Here is a 21,044-nt window from a genome sequence, read left to right on the forward strand (position 1 = left end):
GCAATGGCAAAGCTCTCTGGATGTACAGAGAGCTTTGCTGTTTTATAGGGGGCATTTTACTTTTTGATTTTTTCGAAAAGAACGTCATGCTCAAGCTCCCTGTAATGGTTCAGTTTTTCATTGAAAGTTCTTAACAGATCGTAAACCAGCTTGTAAGTTCTGCAAGCCCCTTCAGGTGCTGTAAATTGATTGGTTAATTCCGATATATTTTCAAAAACGCTTTCAAAAGCAAGATGATTTCCAGCTAATGATGAAAGCTCAAAATTTAGAATATTGTCATCGACCTTAATATCATCAATCAAATTAAATATCGTTTCTTCTTTTTTGATGTGCTCATTAAGCTCAGCAACCAATTGTAAAAAAAGGTTGCGAACCGCTGGTAAGTGAGGGTGAGATTCTCCATGAACCCGAACCACCTTGTCAATAGGAGGTATTAGCTCGTTGATATCAGTTTTTATCTTCTGATGGTATTGCTTTTCGATATAAGCCATCAATTTATCCAAATCCCAACTTTTATACGTTTCTATTGTCTCTACTTTTTTCTCAGGTGCTTGGTATGAAAATTCCATTTTTGTTCGATTTTGATTCTTAATATTTAGAGTAGGAGAGTTGTGTGTCTTTTATTACAGTTTGCTTAGCAAAGCTAAAATTATTATTCAATAATTCATGTCAATAAGTCTTAAAGTCAATTGAAGGATAAAATATTTGTGGGGTGTAGAACGTCATGTTAATAGCGATTATGTGGTTTTGAGAATCAAATCTTGATTCTATTATTGAGGGCATGTTAAAAAATGCAAAACATTTATAACAAAGGGGTTGTTCTTTTGTTAAGTCAGATCAAATGAGTTTTCTTTGCATCCTTTTTCAAAATATAATTGTGTGAATTGCTAAATAGGCTATTCATTATTCAGCATTCATCGCAGAAAATTGGAGAAGTTGTACGTGTGAGTGCAGTTTAATTTGTCCTGTAAGATATAGCAAATAAAATAGAAGAATTATGCGAGTGAAATTAGTGTTTGTATGGCTACTGGTAATGGCCTTGGGTTTAGTTTTGAGTTGTAGCAAGGATGGCACAAGTCCTGAGCCGGAGATTAAACTGAAGCCATCCAGCTTTAATATTTCGGTAAAAGAGGTGAGTTACGATTTTGCAGAAGTTCAATGGACGGCTTCGCTTATTTCTGATAAATCGAAGATTGTATACGATGTTTACCTGAATGATGAGTTGAAGGGAAAGGATTTGGAAAGTTTAAGCTATCGATTTGAAGCCTTGGAAGCTGTGACCACATACAATTTGGAGGTGATTGCGAAAAGTACTTATGAAACTCAAGTTGTTGTTTCGTATGCGATAACGACAAAGGATACACCCAGCCCGGGAGCAATAACTCTGAAAATGGATGAATTGTCCACTGATCAAATAAAAGTGTCATGGGAGAACTCTGATCCAATCCAGACTTTGTCTTATGCGATCTATTTGGATGATGTATTAAAAGCCGAAAATTTATCTGCGTTGACTTATACTTTTTCTGAATTGGAAGGCAATAAGTTGTATCATATTAAGCTGATTGGAAAAAATGAGTTTGATAAAACAGTGGAGACTAAACTTGATCTTACAACAAATGATTATGCAGATCCCAGTGATTTTACCCTTTCAGTTGAAAGTGTAACCCGTGATGGTGCAAAAATCGTTTGGGGGTCATCAGAATCTGAAAAGTTGACTTACCGAGTTCTCTTGAATACGGTTGAACAAGCTAAAGATCTTGAGGTTTTGGAGTATGAATTCAAATCTTTGACTTATAATACGCGATATATTGCAACTGTTGAGGCTACCAATGAGCATGGTAAAACCAAGAGTAAACAAGTTGAATTTACAACTTTGGAAGCTGGAGGTCCTGCTGATTTTAAGATTTTTGTTGAAAATATTAGTCGGGAATCGGCTCTTATTCGTTGGGAAACAACGGGTGATAAAGCTGAGGTAATCGGTTATAAGGTATTTGTCAATGGTTCTTTTAGGGGCGAAGCTTTTAGCGATAATCAGATTTTGTTAGATCGATTGGAAGCCGGGAAAGTTTATCAGTTGAAGATAGTGGCCCAAAATGCTTACAATAAAACATTGGAAAAGACCACTGAATTCTCGACACTTGAGCCGGTAAGCTTATCCGATTTTACAGTCAGTTCTCAGGATATAGAACAAACTTCGGCTCTTTTAACATGGACGGAATGTGTGGCCAGTGATGGCAGTAAGGTGACCTATGATGTCTATTATGGAAGCGGATCGATTGCCCAAAGAGGATTGGAGGGAAGACAATATCAGGCCAGTGGGCTTCGGGCTGACCAGGAGTATACCTATAAGATTAAAGCCAAATGCGAGAGTGTATTAGTCTCACGCACGCAAACGGTATCATTTACGACCAAGGCATATGAAGTGCCTGGTGAATTTGAATTAAATGTTCAGGATATTACAGCGTCGCAGGCAAAAGTGAGCTGGACCAATTCAGAATTGCCATCCGGAGGTGAAATTACCTACGAGGCTTATTTGGATGGCATGGCTTATACCTACAACGCAAGCGGGAATGCTTTTGTTTTTAAGAATTTGAAAGCCGAGACCAATTACACAGCCAAAATTGTAGCTAAATCTCAAAACAATACGACCCACGAACAGACGATTGGTTTTACAACAAAAGCGGAGGCAGTTCCAGAAGTACAACTTAGTGTTGCAAATGTTGGGATTAGATCCTTTGAATTAAACTGGAAGCTTACGGAAAGTCCGTCTTACGACAGTTACGAACTTTTTCTGGATGGCAAGTCGATAAAGGCGGGGTATTTTCTAACTTATACGTTTAGCAAACTGCAATCGAATACCAGTTATATGGTAAAAGTTCTTGGTAAACGTGGCGGCAAAACCTATCAGAAAGAAATCGAAGTAAAAACTTTGGCTTATCCTGAAGCTCTTGATTTCGATATGGTAATCAATCCAAAGTCATACAGTCAGCTAGAGGTCGATTTAAATGATTTTCATGAGAAGAATAGAGATCGATTTGATGATTTCAGTGATATGAGCTTCGAAGCCTATTTGAATGGTGTAAAAGAAGTTTTGGGAAAAAATGTGACATCTAAAATTGTAACGAATTTGAAGGAACAAACCCATTACGATTTTCAGCTGATTATAAAATATGCTGATGGAAGCATTGCTTTGGAAAAAAAAGCAGATTTTACAACACCAGCCAATCAGGCTCCGGTTTGGACTAGTGATCTGACAATAAAACAAACAGGTTTTAGCTTCCTGGAGTTGGAGAATAATTTTGCCACTGATACAGATGATTCTAATTTGGTTTATACCTACTATGTGAATGGCACTGCTCTCGAAACGAATATTAACTATGGTGGAAATACAAGAGGTGCTGGACAAATTGAAAGTGGGGTGAATCAGAGTGATGCTTCAATTTTATTGACACACCTGGAGTCGGATACAGACTATAGCTTTTATATCGAAGCCAAGGATCCTCTAGGCAAAGTAGGACGAAGTAATACCATACAGTTTAGAACAGCTGTTGATGCTAAGGAGACTTTTAATATTATGGCAGCTATCGAAACAAATGTGAAACGGGTTGGTCCGCGTTGGACAAAAATGGGAAAAGTTTCTTCGATGAAGGAAATACGTATCATTTGGACTGTTGATGGTGTTAAGTTGGAGCGAGGTCAGTATATTTCTCCTTCTAAAATTGTTGAAATCGGGAATGACCACTCGTTAGTTTTGGATTACAGTCCTTTCCTAAAGGAAAATCCGGAAGTGAGTCTTAGTTTTACTGTTTTGATTAAATGGATTGACAACGAAGCTTTAGCACAATCGGAATCAATCCGGATTGTGATACAAGAATAAAACGGGTTGGTTTTGAGTATAATAAGCGATCCCGGTCTTTAATTAGATCGGGATTTATTTTTAGCTAAAACATAAAAAAAATCAAGGCTAGTTTAATTCTGTTTATTTAATTGCTTGATAATTAAGCGAATAATTCGGCTTTTAATTGTTTTGTAAATATTTATGTTATAACTTACATATTCTTGCGTTTAATTTAAAAGTTTTTAATTCCTTTCACCGAGGTGATTGTTTAGTAGGTTATTGATTTAATATTGTAGTGATTAAACGAATGGATCGATCATTTTCTCTCATTTAAATTTTATAAACACGTTTGTTTAGAGAGTTTTTTTAATTTCAAATAATAGGATATGGAATATTGTTTGAATTCTGATTATTTGCAGGAAATAGCAGATAATTATTTGGATAAATTACATCACCTAAAGAGTGATTGTAAAGAAAATAATAGAATAACTGATGATCTAAAGATTAAAATCAGTAGTTTCAAAAACTATGGTACAAATTCTCTTTTTTCAGCTTTAGGTTCTGGTTCTATTGTTGAACTCCGGGGTAAGTTTTTAAAGTTTGATAGTACTGATAAGTATCAGGGAATATTTCTTCTCAAAGAAGATGGTTCTGAATACCGGGTTTCATTATATTTAACGAATAGGCCTAACAGACTGATTTTCCAAATTCCTCTAGATTTAAATCCAGGTTGGTACAAGTTGGAATTACGAACATTACATAGTGGGAATAAAGCCTTACTTCGGGCTAAGTTAAATGAAGTGCTAAAGATTGGTTGATTTTTTTGGATGTCTACTCATGTTCATTTAAAAAGAGGTTTATCTGTAAGGACAAACCTCTTTTTTAATCTCTAATAAAAACAACTCCTAATTTTTCTTTATTGACCAGCCGCTTTTTATTCCGATAATAAAATAGACTAAAGCGAGAGCTCCCACACCGAATATGACATCACCAAAAACCCTTAGCCATCTGAAAACGTCTAGGTATTCCTGTTGATTAAATTCTGCTGACCGGGCAAACCACATACCGTGCTTGATGCTTGCAAATGTTTGTGCTATCCCTATAGGTAAAACGCTAAGAGCCATCATTAAGACCAAGCCAATATTGAATGACCAAAAGGCAATTTTTAACCATTTATCTTCCCAAACAGTTTCGCCAGACAGACCTCTTAAGACAAAAAGCATAAGACCAATACCCAACATGCCATATACACCAAACAGAGCTGTATGTCCGTGAAGAGGGGTGGTGTTTAGCCCTTGCATGTAGTAAAGCGCTATAGGTGGATTGATAAGGAAACCCAGGATGCCTGCTCCAACTAAATTCCAAAACGCAACAGCTATAAAGCTGTAGATTGCCCATTTGTATTTCAGCATCCAATCAGTCGCTTTACTTAATTTCACATTTTCATATATTTCGAATCCCATAAAGACTAAAGGGACAATTTCGAGTGCACTAAATGAAGACCCCAATGCCAATACAGCTGTAGGTGTTCCTGAGAAATAAAGGTGGTGGAATGTCCCGATAATTCCTCCTGAAAGGAAGATGACTGCCGAGAATAAAACATTGGTTGTGGCTGTTGACAGGCGCAACATGCCCATACGAACAAATAAGATGGCTATTACAGAGGTTGCAAACACCTCGAAGAAACCTTCAACCCATAAATGAACAACCCACCAGCGCCAGTACTCAGCTAATGCTAAATTGGTATGTTGTCCCCACATCAACGCGGCTCCATACAATAAGGCTATTGCAAAACATGAAAGATAGAATACGGAAAGAATTTTACGGTTTTCTGATGGTTTACGCAGGATAGGAAGGATAGAGCGCGACATTAGGAAGAACCAGATAAACAAACCGGCAAACAGAAGAATCTGCCAAAAGCGACCTAAATCGACATATTCGTAGCCCATGTGACCAAACCAGAAGTTTTCTAATAAACCAAGTTTTTGCATCACACCAAGCCATTGACCAGCCATTGACCCAAGCACAACAACCAATAAAGCTCCGAATAGGACATTTACACCAAGTCGTTGAAATTTAGGTTCAAAACCTGATATGGCAGGTCCCATATATAAACCTGTTGCTAACCACGAGGTTGCAATCCAAAAAATACCCAATTGGACATGCCAAGTACGAGATACGCTATAGGGCAACAGATTGTCCATTGAAAGGCCAAAGAAACCATCTCCTTCGACACCAAAATGGGCTGTAACGGCTCCAAACAGAACCTGCAAAACAATTAAACCACTAACCACCCAGAAATATTTCAGAGTTGCTTTCATCGATGGGGTTGCATTAATTCCTGTCAATGGGTCCTTTTGAGGTAAGGTATCTTTGAGTTCTTCATGTTTGTTCTGATTTGCATGGTAGAAACCCAGTAAGGCGATACCAATCAGAAGCATAATAATTGAGAATCCGCTCCAAAGCATTAAGGAACCAGTAGGTTCATTGTCAACCAAAGGTTCGTTTGGCCAGTTGTTGGTGTAAGAAATATCGTTATCAGGACGATTGGTTACACAGGCCCATGATGCCCAAAAGAAAAAAGCATTCATCTTACGAGCTTTTTCTAGATCGTATAAGGAGTTCTTACGAACAGCATAAGCCTCACGCAATTCATCCATGGCTGGATCATTAGTAAACAGGGCTGTGTAATGTTTGCTGTTATTCTTTATAGCTTCCCATCTGTTATTGCTGATGATGGTAACTTTACTTGTTTCATTGTATGTATTGGAGCGAAGTTCTTTTTTTAGTCGAGCTTTTAAAGCGGCTTGTTCTTCTTCATTTAAACTTTCGAAAGACTTGCTTTTTTCGGTTTGTGACCATCGATTCAGTATATATATGGCTTCTTTATGCAACCAATCGGCTGTCCAGTCTGGAGCTAAATAGGCACCGTGTCCCCAGATACTACCCACTTCTTGTCCGCCTATAGACTGCCAGATGTTCTGACCATCCAGAATATCGGCTTTAGTAAAAATAATTTCTCCTGAGTCAGTCATTATTTTTTCGGGGATAGGAGGTGCCGTTCTATAAATTTCGTACCCATAGTAGCCTACAACTGAAAAGGAGAGTAAAATGACAGCAATTAAGCCTATCCACAGTTTTCTTGCATTCATAACTTAGATCTTTATACTTTTGTGATTATTACTTCTGATTTATGATTTTTTTAAAAACGATATTGTTCTCCAGATGCACATGAATGTGAAGGGCATCCTGGAACAATTCCAATAATTGATAAACCAAACGGTAAGTCCTGCATGCGCCTTCGGGAGGTGTGAAGTTGTCTGTCAGGTTGGATATCTGCTTTAAGATATCGCCTACAGTTTCGTGCTCTGAATGCAGTGCAGAAATTTCAATATCCAGTTTCTCTGCCATTTCAGGGCTGACCAACCCTTTGCTTTCACGAATCATTGGAAATAAAATTTTCTCTTCCTTTATCATGTGATCACTCAGATCTGAAACGAGCTCAAGAAATAAGCTGCGTATAGCAGGAAGATGAGGATGTTTTTCGCCATGAACACGAACGACCTTATCGAGGTGGGGCATTAAATCGTTAATGTCCGCTTCGGCTTTTCTATGATAATGATTTTCGATATGATCCACTAATGTATCAAGTGGCCATGTGTTATAATCTTCCTTTAATGGAATGGCCTGTTTAATCACATCCTGTAATTTACCTTCAAGTTCGCTTAAGTCAACTTGTTTTTTTGTACAGATATCTTCAAGAGTAATATCGCCCCCACAGCAAAAGTCCATTTTATAGGTTTTAAAAATTTTAGCAGTATGGGGATGCTGAGCAACGATATTTCCTACTAATACTTTGTTTAAATTTTCCATTTTACTTCGATATTGATATTCAATTATTATTTTTCTAAAATTTCTATGATATTTGCATTATCAGAGTAGAAGACTTCAGAGTCTTTTATTCATCTGTGGCAGCAAAACTAGAATTAATATTCACTATCTTAATATGATCCAAATCATAATAGCCTTGAAATCATGATAAATCACGAACTTTTATTGGAGTATGGAGGAGAAGTGAAAACTTATGAGAGTGGTGAACGCATTCTTAATGAGGGAGAAAGAGCTGAATATTTTTATCAGGTAGTGACTGGCCAGGTGAAAATGAATAATTTCAATGAGGATGGGAAGGAGTACATTCAAGGATTATTTTCAGCAGGTAAGAGTTTTGGAGAGCCTCCGCTTTTTGGTAATTTTAAATGTCCGGCTAATGCTGAAGCCATAAGTAAAGTTGAAATTATTCGTTTGAAGCGTGACGATTTTTTTCAATTGCTTAAGGAAAACCCTGATGTGCATTTGGAAGTAACAACCATACTTGCTGAGCGTTTGCACTATAAAGCGATTATGGTTTCGGAGATATCGAGTAATGAACCTGAACATCGTATTTTACGTTTGCTCGACTATCTTAAAGAGCAATTTGCCCCGTATAAACAAGCATTCTCGTATGAGGTGAAACTAACTCGTCAGCAGATTGGTGATTTGACAGGCTTGAGGGTTGAAACAGTCATACGAACCATTAAAACCCTGGAAATAAAAGGTGAAGTGGAAATTCGTAAGCGTAAGGTTTATCGTTAAAAAAGATTGAAATTTATTGTGATCTTCAATAAAAAAATGTTTTCCTTTTCAGTTATTCCAAGCAGATAAATATTTTTAGGCTATTGGTTGGATATCCCGTCTATCCAGAAAAATCTTCAAGTTTTAAATCAATACACCCCGTTTTTTCAAATTTCGTTTTTAGTATATCCGCTTTGTTTTTTATAGGCAGGACTGGTTTCAACTATTTAGAGGTTTTCTGTATAATTTTCATATATACTTTACTTAAAAAAATAATTTTTGTTTATTATATTTTTATGTAAATTTGATAATGCTCATAAAATTGAATCATAATATATGAAAGAGAATCGTCCAAGGGTGGGTATTGGTGTGGCAGTGATAAAAGATGGGAAAATACTTCTTGGTAAGAGGAAAAATGCCCATGGCGAAGGTACCTGGGCCTTCCCCGGAGGTCATTTGGAATATCAGGAATCCTGGGAAGAATGTGCCGCTCGTGAGGTATTTGAAGAAACAGGGATTCGAATTAAGAATATTTGTTTTGGAACACTGACCAATGATCTGTTTGATGCAGAGCAGAAACATTATGTCACAATTGTTATGTTGGCAGATTATGATTCAGGAGATATAAAGCTGATGGAACCTGATAAATGTGAACGCTGGGAATGGTTTGAATGGAACAAGCTTCCCCAGACTATTTTTGTGACTATTCAGAACCTAAAAGAAAACAATTACAACCCAATAATCTCATCTAAAATTAAAGACTAATGAGAGTGAAAAATATTGTCAGTATTGTATTTATTATCCTGTTAGCAGGATGTGCCTCTGTACCCAAAGAAACTGTTCTTTTATCGCAAACAATTGGAAATGATTTGCAGGTTTTGCAACAATCCCATCGGAATCTTGCCGAATTATACTTCAACAAAATAAAAACCGATATCAACACTTTTGTGGATGATGTATATGCACCTTTTGTGATTCACTATGTTTTGAATAAGGAATTACAATCTTTCAAAAAGGGTGAGCCATCCTTATATGGAACTTTAGAACTGGCAGGTCAGAAGGAGGGCAAGCAGGAGTCAGAGAATGCCGTAAATGAAATGGCAAATTTTCAAAATTCAGCTCGCAAACAAATTGAGAAGAAGAGGGCTGAATTGCTTAATCCTATATTAATACAGGAAACAGAGCTATTGAAGGCTATCAATAAATCGTATTTACAGGTGAACAATGCAAATACAAGTGTTACAATTTACCTGCAATCGCTTCGAAAACTAAAAGAGGAACAGGGGCAGGCACTTTCGATTGTTGGACTTGCAGGTGCAGATACTTTAGTTGGCAATTCATTGGCAAACTTTTCCGAACAGGTTGAAGAGGTGCTTAAAAGGGGGAAAGAGATTGATGTAAAATCGGATGATGCATATCAGAAATTGCAGGAACTTACAAATAAAATAAAGAGCTTAACATCTAAAAAATAAGATTATGACTTCAAACAAATATGATGATTTATTTAGTGAAGCTGATGCCGCTTTTGATGCCACCTACCAAAATGAATTAGCTGAGCTTAAAGGAATGTCTAAGGAAGAAATTACGGCAGTTTGTCCGGATACAACAGCTGAAAAAACTTATATGGCATTGATCGCATTAGTTGAAAAAGCATCGAAGCAGAATCTGTCACAAGCTCAATTGATTGAACGGATTAAAGCTTTAGGTGAAATTGGTATCAAATTAGCCATGAAGGTTCCGAGTTTTGCTAAACTTTTGTAATTCTTTTCGATATAAAGAATTTCAATCGTGTATATTGATATTTTACCTTGTAAAAGTATTTTGTTCGGCCTAAAGAATGAAAAAAATAATTATCTTATATGTCAGATTCACCAATAGCTTAAACAGCCTATGGATATTTATCTCGACATCATTCTCTTTTTAGCTGGCTTTTTAATTGTGACAGTAGCGGCCAGTCGGCTGTCGTTATATTTTTTGAAAGTTAAGTTACCAATTATTACAGGTCTCTTAGTTATTGGAATTATTGTCGGACCTTTTGTGTTGAAACTCATTCCCAGCGAATCTTTATCCCGGCTCAATTTTATAAATGATATTTCTCTATCGTTTATTGCTTTTGCTGCAGGTGCTGAGCTATATTTGGCCGAATTGAAGGGGCGAATGAAAAGCATCAGGTGGATAACTTTTGGGCAATTGTTTTTCACATTTATTTTGAGTTCTAGCGCGATATATTTTGTTAGCGATTACATTCCTTTTATGTCTGATTTAGCGACTCATGTTAAATTGGTAATTTCTCTTTTAATCGGAACTATTTTTGTTGCACGTTCTCCTGTTTCTGCAATCGCTATTATAAACGAGATGAGAGCTAAGGGGCCTTTTACTAAAACGGTTATTGGCGTTGTCGTTGTTAAAGAATTTCTAGTCATTATTTTATTTACCATTTGTTCATCTATTGGTAATGTGCTGATTAATAATGTTGAGTTTGATGCGAAACTCGTGTTTATTTTGATTGGAGAGTTGAGTTTATCCTTCTTTTTGGGTTATATATTAGGGAAAGGAATTAATCTTTTACTAAGTTTCAGAATGTCAACTACAGTTAAATCAATTTTATTAATTGTTTTGGGCTACTTAGTCTTTGTATTGGCACATCAAGTACATTTTTTTAGTCAAAAGTATTTAAGTTTTGATATTTATATTGAACCTTTATTAATCTGTATTTTGGGTGGTTTTTATATAGTGAATTATAGTGAATTTAGAAGGGAGTTTTCTAAGATAGTTGAAAAAGTAACCCCAATGATTTACATTATGTTCTTCACCCTAACAGGAGCTTCTCTTTCATTGGATACGTTTGCACAGACCTTTGTGATTGCATTATTTTTCTTTTTTTTAAGATTAATTGTAATTGGGATTGGAACTTTTTTGGGAGGAATTCTAGCCAATGATCCTTCACATACAAGAAGATCGTCTTGGATGCCCTATGTCACACAGGCTGGTATATCACTAGGATTGGTTTCGATAGTGAGTCAGAAATACCCAGAATGGGGCGTTGAATTTGGTACGATTTTAATAACAGTAATTGTATTGAACCTTTTCGTTGGTCCACCTCTCTTTAAATGGGCGATTTTAAAGGTTGGAGAATCTCATCGTAAGCATGATGTTATGCATGAGAAACGTGATAAAAAGGTCTTTATTTTTGGTTTAGAAGGGCAATCTCTCGCTCTTGCCAGACAGTTGATGAATAGTGATATATGGGTTAAGATGGCAACCCGGGATAAGGAAAAAGCATCACATGAATATCAGGGGATTCCGGTCGTTCACATTAAGGATTTTGGATTGGAGGAGATGAAACGAATAGGGGCTGATTCTGCTGATAGTTTTGTTCTTTTTTATCAAGATGAAGAGAGCTTAGAGATATGCGAATTGGCTTATGAACAATTTGGTACGAGACATTTGGTCGTGCGTTTACACGATAGAAAATATATGAAACGTTTTCAGGAATTGGGTGCACTCATTGTGGAACCGGCGTCCATGTTGATTAGTTTGATGGATCATTTGGTTCGATCACCTATTGCTACTTCCATCATATTGGGAATGGATGAAAGTCAGGATACCGTTGACATTGAGATGCAAAATGCAGATCTTCATGGCTTGAGTTTGCGCGACCTTAAATTACCGACTGATGTTATTATTCTGGCAACCAAACGCAATGAGAATCCAATTATTTCGACAGGATATACCCGACTAAGAAAGGGAGATGTTTTAACTTTGGTTGGGTCAAAAGAGAGTTTGGAGAAGGTCAAGCTCAAATTTGGGCAGCAGTCCGAGGCTGATTTCAGGCAGTTGAGAGGTCTTAAGATGAAACTTTTAACTAAGATTAAATCTCCCAAGGGAGGTGATTATATTTAAATTGGATGTTCAAATATTAAAGGCTGCTTATATAAGCAGCCTTTAATATTTTAGATAAGTATCTATTCCTTCTTTTTGCAGGTATTAATACCCATCAGTGAGTAGGGAGGGCAATTGCCTATAATACTTGAAAGAAGCATAATCGAAGCAAATACAACAAGTACAATACCAATTGTACCGGTGATAACATCGAAGATATACAATGCAATTAATGTTATCGCAACTATTGAACGAAGAATACGATCAACAGGACCCATGTTTTTTTTCATTGTTATAATTTTTTAGTGATAAATATGTTTTAATCGTTATTTTTCGATATAAGTTTTGAACTTGGCAAGGCCTTTTTCAAAATCAGGACCAATCTGTTTATCGATATTCATAAACAACATGATAATTGTCGTTGGGAATTTATTCTCGCCATAAAATCCCCATGTGACTTCAGTCTGATTGTCAACTTCTTTAAGTTTAAGGAAACCGACACTAGTAGATTCAAAAGGTTTAAGAAAGCGCAATTCCGTTTCAATATATGTGTTGCCTTCAATTTTAGTTACTTCTTGTTCTCCTTCTCCAACATCATCGTTACCTACCCAGTGTGAAACAGATCCTATTTGACCATCGACACCACGATATTCAACTTTCATATTGGGATCCATCTCAGCCCAGGGTGACCACATTTGTTGTTCTTTTAATGAACAGAGACTTTTGAAAACAGTATCAATCTGTGTTGATACAACAATTTTACGCTCTACCTGATAATGTTTGGGAGCGACCAAATGAAGTATAAATACCAAAATAATTAAGATACTTACAATTAAAAGAGCTTTTTTCATAAACAAGATTTTGGTTCGTTATAAGTAGGCCGGCATGAGTCTTATATATAAAGACAAGAGCCTCCTAAATTTAAGAAAAATTTTCCACTCTGGAATTCTCTTGTCTTAATATTGTCTTTAACGATCTGAAAATCTTTTGATAATAATACTCTGTTAGAGGATGAAGATCCCGGATTCCTGACATTTTTGTCTCATTTTATCAGGCCAGATACTTGACTGGACCTCACCAATATGAGCTTTCTGGAGCAGAAACATGCACAGACGCGATTGCCCAATTCCACCACCAATAGAATAAGGCAATTCTCCCGCCAGCAGTTTTTTATGAAACATGAGTGTCTTTCTATCTTCAGCCCCTCTAATGATTAATTGTTTTTCAAGAGCTTCCTCATCTACACGAATACCCATTGATGAAATTTCAAAAGCAATTTCAAGTACAGGGTTCCATAGAATAATATCCCCGTTCAAGCCTTTATAACCGTTTACTGTAGGTGTACTCCAATCGTCATAGTCTGGGGCACGACCATCATGCGGCTCGCCGTTGGCCATTTCACTACCGATGCCGATAATAAATACGGCTCCAAATTCTTTAGCAACTTTGCTCTCACGCTCTTTGGGGCTTAATTCCGGATATTTTAATAAGAGTTCTTCTGCATGAATGAAGTAGATCTTTTCGGGTAACTGAGGTTCAATACTTGGGTAGAATTCTTGAAGAATATACGCGGTACGTTTTAGGGCGGCATAAATTTGTTGAACTGTCACTTTTAGGGTATCCAAGCTTCTTTCGTCTTTAGTGATGCTTTTTTCCCAATCCCATTGATCTACATATAAGGAATGAATATTGGTGAAATCTTCGTCAGGACGAAGGGCGTTCATGTCGGTATAAAGTCCTTGTCCGGCAGGAATACGGAGTTCTCCCAGCATGTAGCGTTTCCATTTGGCAAGTGAATGGACCACCTCAGCTTTGTCATCACCTAAAGCCTTAATTGGGAATGCAACCGGACGTTCCACACCGTTTAAATCGTCATTGAGCCCCGTATGTTTCATCACGATTAATGGCGCAGTTACCCTTTTTAATCGTAATTCTGAAGACAGTTGCAATTGGAATTGGTCTTTAATGAGTTTAATCGCTTTTTCAGTTTGATCCAGGTCGAGTAAACTTTTGTAATCCTTGGGAATAATTAAATCTTTCATTTTTCTTGGTTTTGGTTAAATTATTATTGGAAATAAAAAAAGCCTTTCCGTGGTGAGGAAAGGCTAAATCTGTGCATGACGATATCCTTTCTCACCCTCAGGGAAAATTATTATTGATATTATTATTTGAATTGAAAAAAGACATGGTCATGTAATATGAGTTTATAAAAAAAGCCTTCCGGTAGGGGAAGGCTTTAGCTAGTGTAGGTATATTTTAACAATCAACTATAAGCTTTCCATTTTCGACGAACGATTAGTCATCAAATTATTAAAAGCATTATTGTTGTTGAATGATCTCATTAGTTTTTTTATTTGTGGATGCTAAACTAGACAAGTTTTTTGGAATAAAAAAATGGATTGGTTTAAATTCTACTAAAGTAAGTAGGAATGATGTCGCTTATTGATCATCAGTATCCTTCGTTTTTAATTCCACAATTTGCCCAGAGTAAGAGATATGAGCTTTGCTGTCACATCGAATAATTGTTGAGACTGATTCTTTGGAAAAAGCTTCAATAATTACAGTGAAAAGCTCTTTATCCTTGACTTCGAAGGCATAGGTTACTTTCATTTTTTTATCATCAGGTGTGAGTTTTGGATTAAGAATTTCGCCTTCAAAATCCATCCCACCATCTTCACCGTAATCCACATGATAAGCTTGTCCAAAAAAAGGCAAATCGCATAGACAGTTATTTTCAGAAATTTCGATAAAACCATAATTTGTTGTCAGATCGATGTAAGATCCACCTTGAGGATAGGCTTTGTCGGCTTCGAATTTGAATTCTCCACTTTTAATTAGTTGTAGACATTCCTGATAGGCCTTCATCTTTTGGGCCTTTCTCTCATCTTTTTTTTGTGCCGAAAGGCTTGTTACCAGTGCAATCAATAGGAGTGAACCGATTAGTTTTTTGAATATTGCTTTCATGGCTCTGTTTGTTAATTTACAACTTATAAGATACTCAAAAAACAGATCATAAAAAAAGCCCATTCAAAGTTTATCTGAACGGGCAATTTTTTTTTGTTTTTAACTATTTAGGCTCTCTCCATAAATTTAATAGGATCGATAATATAGCGCTTGTGGAGTGATGAACCAATTGGGCCATCTTCGTCAGTTGCTTCAATTTGGAAAGTCAATTTTTTACCGTCAACTTTCGTTAGCGTGGCTGTACAAGTTACCTTTTTACCAACTTTAGTGGCTTTTATATGTTTGGTGTCGATTTGAATTCCAACCGTATCTAAGCCTTTATCCAAGCCATTTTCTATGCATTTAACAGCTGTGTTTTCCATAAAGGCTACCATTGCAGGTGTTGCAAATACAGGCAATTTACCAGACCCGTGTGCGATAGCTGTGTTGGTATCTTCAACTATTAATTCCTGAGTGAAATTTAATCCTTCTTCTAAAGACATAATGATTAATTTAATCTTGATTTTTAAAATTCAGAGGTAAAATGGAACTCCAAATTTTTATAATTGTTTTGAGCCATTTGCAACATATAACCAGAGTCAGCAAGGAAAACATCACGTCCATGTTTATCTTTTGCGATATATTGGTATTTGGCTTTCTTGAATTCCTTTAACTCTTCATCGTCGTTGGATTTAATCCAGCATGCTTTATGAAGGTTGATGTGTTCCCAACGACAGGAAGCGCTGTATTCGTGTAATAATCGATATTCTATTACCTCGAATTGTAATGCTCCAACGGTTCCAATGACTTTACGACCATTGAATTGAGATGTGAATAGCTGGGCTACACCTTCGTCCATCAACTGGTCGATTCCTTTTGCTAATTGTTTTGATTTCATTGGATCAGCATTCTCGATGTATTTAAAAAGCTCAGGAGAGAATGATGGAATTCCTTTGAAGTTGATTTTTTCACCTTCAGTTAGTGTATCACCAATTTTAAAGTTTCCGGTATCGTGCAGACCGATGATATCCCCTGGGTAGGCTTCATCTACAATCGATTTTTTTTCTGCCATAAAGGCTGTAGGACTCGAGAATTTGATCTTCTTACCATTGCGTACGTGAAGATATGGGGTATTTCTTCTGAATGTACCCGATACAATTTTCACAAAGGCAATTCTGTCACGGTGATTCGGGTCCATATTGGCATGAATCTTAAAAACAAAACCAGAAAACTTTTCTTCTTCAGGCTGAATCATACGTTCAACAGTTTGACATGGCAGTGGAGAAGGAGCGATCTTAACAAAAACATCAAGTAGCTCTTGTACACCAAAGTTATTCAGTGCTGAGCCAAAGAAAACAGGTGCAATTTCAGCATTCAGATAATCTTCAACATTAAATTCAGGATAAACGCCTGAGACCAAATCCAATTCTTCGCGAAGTACTTCAGCATCGTCTCCAATGTACTCTTCCAACTGTGGATTTGAGAGATCGTTGAATTCAATAGTGTCCTGAACCGTTTGAGTTCCAGGTGTGAATAGACTTAAATTCTTATGGTATATATTATAAACCCCTTTAAAATCAGGTCCCATATTAATGGGCCAGCTCAAAGGATTTACATTCAACTGTAATTCTTCTTCAATTTCGTCAAGCAAGTCGAAAGCATCTTTACCCGAACGGTCCATTTTATTAATGAAAACGATCACAGGTGTTTTTCTCATACGACAAACCTTCATTAATTTGCGGGTTTGTTCCTCAACCCCCTTTGCTACGTCAATCACAATGATAACCGAATCACAAGCTGTTAAGGTACGGAAGGTATCCTCAGCAAAATCCTGGTGACCAGGAGTGTCCAGAATATTGACTTTATGTCCTTTGTATTCGAAACCCATTACCGAAGTTGCAACTGAGATACCTCTTTGTCGCTCAATTTCCATAAAGTCGGAAGTTGCAGTCTTTTTAATTTTATTCGATTTTACAGCACCTGCTACGTGAATAGCACCACCAAATAACAAAAGTTTTTCAGTTAGGGTTGTTTTACCGGCATCGGGGTGAGAGATAATACCAAAGGTACGTCGTCTGTTTATTTCGTCTATAAAAGCCATAGCTAATTGTGTTTACTTTCTACTTAACTTTCCCAGGTTCGTGTTGATACTATCAGAAGTTTGTCAACACAAATTGTCTGGATGCAATTTTATCCTGTATAAAAAAGCATGCAAAACTAAGCATTTTTACTGGAATTTAAGTTTGACTTAGGCTTAATTTCGTCAATTCCTTGATGTTCGCTGCCTGAACGAAGAGCTCTTGAATTTAATATTGGTTTTTCGGTGTATGAGTAAGCATAATTTCAACTAATTTTAGATCCTTATAAACTAAACGAAATTTCAATGAAGCGAATAGTCTTACTTTCGGACACACATGCTCACCTCGATGATAATATTTTTAAATATTTTGAAGGATGTGATGAAATTTGGCATGCCGGAGATATAGGTAATATTGAAACAGCAAATCGTCTGGCTGAATGTGCACCCCTAAGGGCTGTATATGGCAATGCCGATGGGCAGGATGTTCGTTTAGTGCATCCCTTACACCAACGTTTCAAATGCGAAGACGTTGATGTTTGGATCACTCACATTGGAGGTTACCCCAAACGATACGACCAAAATATACGTGAAGAAATCAAGCAAAACCCACCACAATTGTTTATTTCAGGCCATTCTCATATATTAAAGGTGATGTTCGATAAGGAGCTCAACTTATTACACATTAATCCGGGAGCAGCAGGTTTGCAAGGTTTTCATCAGGTTCAAACTCTCATACGTTTTAATATAGATGGTATGCAGATTAAAGATTTGGAAGTGGTTGAGTTTGGTAGAAAAGGAAAATAACTGATTTAAAATTTCAAAAGTTTCTTATTGTGTTTCCATTCGAGTTTTAAATAACAGACTTATTAATTTTTCCCTTCCTCCTATAAGAATAGTGTTTCCAATTTTAACCGATATTCCTCGTTTCACCCCAATTAGAGAATAATTTCACTATCTTTTTTTCAAATATTTCACTTTTTAAAAAACTGCTTATAAGCTTTTTTTGAACTTCTCAATTCAAAGATTTCTAAGCAATTCTACACTTGCTAAGCATAAATCATAATAGCTGTTTTATGTAGACTAGTTATGTCATAGTTAATTAGTTCTTAATATTATCCGATAGAATTGAATTATTTACCTGCTTTTAGTATATTTAGATATGTGAATGCTTTGGATGGAAAATTTGGGTTGAAAGGCAAGGGGAAAAGCTGCATATAAGAACTTAATAAAAGAAGATCTTTATGTCTTATTTATGGGTTTTTTTATTAATTTAGGGATTCGAAAAAAATAGCCACTTAAAAGAGAATTTCTCTTTTAAATATTAAATATCAAACCAAAATTTTAAAACATGCTTTTTGACCTCGAACTGATTAAATCTGTCTACAAAGATATGCCGGCCCGAATTGAGGCTGCCCGAAAAAACTTAGGTCGCCCATTGACCCTGAGTGAAAAGATTTTATACTCCCATTTATACGATGATGAGTCTTTACACGCGTTTAAAAGAGGAGAGGATTACGTTAATTTTTCTCCGGATCGTGTTGCGATGCAGGATGCAACTGCACAAATGGCTCTTCTTCAATTTATGAATGCAGGTAAGTCGAAAGTTGCTGTTCCATCAACAGTGCATTGTGATCACCTTATTCAGGCCTCAGTAGGTGCCGATGAAGACCTACAGGAAGCTCTTTTGCAAAACAATGAGGTTTATAATTTCTTACAAACAGTATCTGATAAATATGGTATTGGATTCTGGAAACCAGGTGCTGGTATTATCCATCAAGTGGTTCTTGAAAACTATGCTTTCCCTGGGGGTATGATGATTGGAACCGATTCACATACGGTTAATGCCGGTGGTTTGGGAATGGTTGCTATCGGCGTTGGCGGTGCAGATGCTGTTGATGTTATGGCGGGTATGGCATGGGAGCTTAAAATGCCTAAACTGATTGGTGTTAAATTGACGGGTAAATTAAGTGGCTGGGCTTCGTCCAAGGATGTTATTTTGAAAGTTGCAGGTATTCTGACTGTAAAGGGAGGAACCGGAGCAATTGTTGAGTATTTTGGTGAAGGTGCTGATGCACTTTCTTGTACCGGGAAAGGAACCATTTGTAATATGGGTGCTGAAATTGGAGCAACGACTTCAATTTTTTCTTACGATAAGAATATGAGCACTTACTTGCGTCATACTGGTCGTGAGGAAATTGCTGATTTGGCTGATGCCATTATGCCACATTTGCGTTCAGATGAAGAAGTCGCCTTAAATCCGGAAAAGTTCTATGATGAGTTAATCGAAATCAATCTTTCAGAATTGGAGCCCTATATTAATGGTCCGTTTACTCCGGATTTAGCGCATCCGCTTTCCGAATTTGCTGAGGCGGTTAAAAGAAACAATTATCCGCAAAAATTAGAAGTGGGCTTAATCGGTTCCTGTACCAACTCATCCTACGAAGATTTGTCTCGTGCAGCTTCATTAGCGAAGCAAGCAAAAGATAAAAATCTGAAGGTAAAATCAGAATTTATAGTCACTCCCGGTTCTGAAATGGTTCGCTATACAACTGCTCGAGATGGTATCTTAAGTGAATTTGAAGATATCGGAGGTGTGATCATGTCAAATGCCTGCGGACCTTGTATTGGTCAGTGGAAACGCCATACTGACGATCCAACCCGTAAGAATTCCATTATTACGTCTTTCAATCGAAATTTTGCCAAACGAAATGATGGTAACCCCAATACCCATGGTTTTGTGGCTTCACCTGAGTTGGTAACTGCCATGGCGATAGCTGGTGATCTTACTTTTAATCCGATGACTGATACCTTGATTAATGAAGATGGTGTTGAAGTCAGATTGGATGAGCCAACAGGTTATGAGTTGCCTCCACAAGGTTTTGATGTGAAAGATGCAGGTTATTTAGCGCCTCAGGAAGATGGAAGTGCTGTAAAAGTAGTGGTTAATTCTGATTCGGAACGCTTGCAGTTGTTAGCCCCTTTTAACGAATGGGATGGTGAAGATTACACAGGACTTAAGCTTTTGATTAAGGCTAAGGGTAAGTGTACAACTGATCACATTTCGATGGCAGGTCCTTGGTTACGTTTTCGTGGTCATTTGGATAATATTTCGAATAATATGTTGATTGGTGCAATTAACTATTTCAATGATGAAAGCAATTCAATCTTCAATCCGCTTTCAGGTAAATATGAAGAAGTTCCTGTTGTAGCCCGTGCGATTAAAGCTGAAGGATTGGCCTCTATAGTAGTTGGTGACGAGAATTATGGGGAAGGGTCTTCAAGAGAACATGCGGCAATGGAACCCCGTCATTTGGGTATTAAGGCTGTGCTTGTTCGTTCATTTGCACGAATTCACGAGACTAATCTTAAAAAACAGGGCGTTTTAGCACTAACTTTTGCTGATAAGGCTGATTACGATAAAATTCAGGAGAAGGATGTGATTGATATTCTGGGTCTGAAAGATTTTCAAGCAGGTAAGAATTTAACACTTATTCTAAAGCATGAAGATGGAAGTCAGGATAAAATTCAGGCTTGTCACACATATAACGATGTTCAAATAGACTGGTTTAAAGCAGGAAGCGCATTGAATTTAATTCGAAAACAAAATTGTTGATCAAAGAAAAGAAATTTGAATGAACTCTATCTATAAAGATATAATAGATCAAAATCAAACAAAACATACTAAACTAA

General features: G+C 36.8%; 18 protein-coding genes. 9 read left to right on the plus strand and 9 right to left on the minus strand.

All coding sequences use genetic code 11. The features are described from left to right. Window positions 1–56: 56 nt before the first annotated feature. Window positions 57–569 carry a hemerythrin domain-containing protein gene (locus tag EO244_RS07565; protein WP_129254052.1) on the minus strand — a complete coding sequence of 171 codons (513 nt, stop codon included), beginning with the start codon at window positions 567–569 and terminating at the stop codon, window positions 57–59. Window positions 570–997: 428 nt separating this feature from the next. On the opposite strand from EO244_RS07565, the gene EO244_RS07570 reads away from it, so the two are divergent. Then, a complete protein-coding gene (locus EO244_RS07570; protein ID WP_129254053.1) occupies window positions 998–3,877 on the plus strand; it encodes a fibronectin type III domain-containing protein in 2,880 nt (959 codons plus the stop codon). 347 nt (window positions 3,878–4,224) lie between these two features. Next, window positions 4,225–4,656 carry a DUF4469 domain-containing protein gene (locus EO244_RS07575; protein ID WP_129254054.1) on the plus strand — a complete coding sequence of 144 codons (432 nt, stop codon included), beginning with the start codon at window positions 4,225–4,227 and terminating at the stop codon, window positions 4,654–4,656. A gap of 87 nt (window positions 4,657–4,743) precedes the next feature. On the opposite strand, the gene EO244_RS07580 is transcribed toward EO244_RS07575, so the two are convergent. Beyond that, the gene (locus EO244_RS07580) at window positions 4,744–6,990 is read right to left on the minus strand and encodes a nitric-oxide reductase large subunit (protein WP_129254055.1); all 2,247 of its coding nucleotides are present in this window, start codon (window positions 6,988–6,990) and stop codon (window positions 4,744–4,746) included. A gap of 28 nt (window positions 6,991–7,018) precedes the next feature. After that, window positions 7,019–7,711 (minus strand): iron-sulfur cluster repair di-iron protein, encoded by a 693-nt coding sequence (gene ric / locus EO244_RS07585; RefSeq protein WP_129254056.1) that lies wholly within the window; start codon window positions 7,709–7,711, stop codon window positions 7,019–7,021. Between the two features lie 162 nt (window positions 7,712–7,873). Here ric and EO244_RS07590 point away from each other — a divergent pair, with 162 nt between their 5' ends. The 5 genes from EO244_RS07590 (at window position 7,874) to EO244_RS07610 (ending at window position 12,352) form a co-directional block, all read left to right on the plus strand. Beyond that, window positions 7,874–8,470: a Crp/Fnr family transcriptional regulator gene (locus EO244_RS07590; RefSeq protein ID WP_129254057.1), complete on the plus strand. Its 597-nt coding sequence runs from the start codon at window positions 7,874–7,876 to the stop codon at window positions 8,468–8,470. Between the two features lie 315 nt (window positions 8,471–8,785). Continuing rightward, window positions 8,786–9,214 (plus strand): nucleotide triphosphate diphosphatase NUDT15, encoded by a 429-nt coding sequence (locus tag EO244_RS07595; RefSeq protein WP_129254058.1) that lies wholly within the window; start codon window positions 8,786–8,788, stop codon window positions 9,212–9,214. Further along, window positions 9,214–9,921 (plus strand): hypothetical protein, encoded by a 708-nt coding sequence (locus EO244_RS07600; protein ID WP_129254059.1) that lies wholly within the window; start codon window positions 9,214–9,216, stop codon window positions 9,919–9,921. Before EO244_RS07595 ends, EO244_RS07600 begins: the two co-directional genes overlap by 1 nt. 4 nt (window positions 9,922–9,925) lie before the next feature. Then, window positions 9,926–10,210 carry a hypothetical protein gene (locus tag EO244_RS07605; RefSeq protein ID WP_129254060.1) on the plus strand — a complete coding sequence of 95 codons (285 nt, stop codon included), beginning with the start codon at window positions 9,926–9,928 and terminating at the stop codon, window positions 10,208–10,210. A 129-nt stretch (window positions 10,211–10,339) separates the two neighbouring features. Continuing rightward, the gene (locus EO244_RS07610; protein WP_129254061.1) at window positions 10,340–12,352 is read left to right on the plus strand and encodes a monovalent cation:proton antiporter family protein; all 2,013 of its coding nucleotides are present in this window, start codon (window positions 10,340–10,342) and stop codon (window positions 12,350–12,352) included. 62 nt (window positions 12,353–12,414) lie between these two features. Here the strand turns inward: EO244_RS07610 and EO244_RS07615 are convergent, their stop codons facing one another. The 6 genes from EO244_RS07615 to EO244_RS07640 form a co-directional block, all read right to left on the minus strand. Next, window positions 12,415–12,621, minus strand: a complete 207-nt coding sequence (locus tag EO244_RS07615; RefSeq protein WP_129254062.1) for a YgaP family membrane protein — start codon at window positions 12,619–12,621, stop codon at window positions 12,415–12,417. Window positions 12,622–12,657: 36 nt separating this feature from the next. Beyond that, window positions 12,658–13,182 carry an SRPBCC family protein gene (locus EO244_RS07620; RefSeq protein ID WP_129254063.1) on the minus strand — a complete coding sequence of 175 codons (525 nt, stop codon included), beginning with the start codon at window positions 13,180–13,182 and terminating at the stop codon, window positions 12,658–12,660. Window positions 13,183–13,335: 153 nt separating this feature from the next. Further along, window positions 13,336–14,373 (minus strand): aspartate--ammonia ligase, encoded by a 1,038-nt coding sequence (asnA, locus tag EO244_RS07625; RefSeq protein ID WP_129254064.1) that lies wholly within the window; start codon window positions 14,371–14,373, stop codon window positions 13,336–13,338. Between the two features lie 397 nt (window positions 14,374–14,770). Then, window positions 14,771–15,295 (minus strand): DUF4251 domain-containing protein, encoded by a 525-nt coding sequence (locus tag EO244_RS07630; RefSeq protein ID WP_164977442.1) that lies wholly within the window; start codon window positions 15,293–15,295, stop codon window positions 14,771–14,773. Between the two features lie 107 nt (window positions 15,296–15,402). Next, on the minus strand, window positions 15,403–15,777 hold the full coding sequence (locus EO244_RS07635) for a thioesterase family protein (protein ID WP_129254066.1): 375 nt from the start codon (window positions 15,775–15,777) through the stop codon (window positions 15,403–15,405). A gap of 23 nt (window positions 15,778–15,800) precedes the next feature. After that, window positions 15,801–17,375, minus strand: a complete 1,575-nt coding sequence (locus EO244_RS07640) for a peptide chain release factor 3 (RefSeq protein ID WP_129254067.1) — start codon at window positions 17,373–17,375, stop codon at window positions 15,801–15,803. A gap of 282 nt (window positions 17,376–17,657) precedes the next feature. Here EO244_RS07640 and EO244_RS07645 point away from each other — a divergent pair, with 282 nt between their 5' ends. Both EO244_RS07645 and EO244_RS07650 read left to right on the plus strand, forming a co-directional pair. Further along, entirely contained in the window at window positions 17,658–18,158 is a 501-nt protein-coding gene (locus EO244_RS07645; protein ID WP_129254068.1) for a metallophosphoesterase family protein, read from the plus strand. 544 nt (window positions 18,159–18,702) lie between these two features. Beyond that, window positions 18,703–20,967 carry an aconitate hydratase gene (locus tag EO244_RS07650; protein ID WP_129254069.1) on the plus strand — a complete coding sequence of 755 codons (2,265 nt, stop codon included), beginning with the start codon at window positions 18,703–18,705 and terminating at the stop codon, window positions 20,965–20,967. The last annotated feature ends 77 nt before the right edge of the window (window positions 20,968–21,044 follow it).

This window comes from Ancylomarina salipaludis (genome assembly GCF_004122035.1).
Classification (GTDB): domain Bacteria; phylum Bacteroidota; class Bacteroidia; order Bacteroidales; family Marinifilaceae; genus Ancylomarina; species Ancylomarina salipaludis.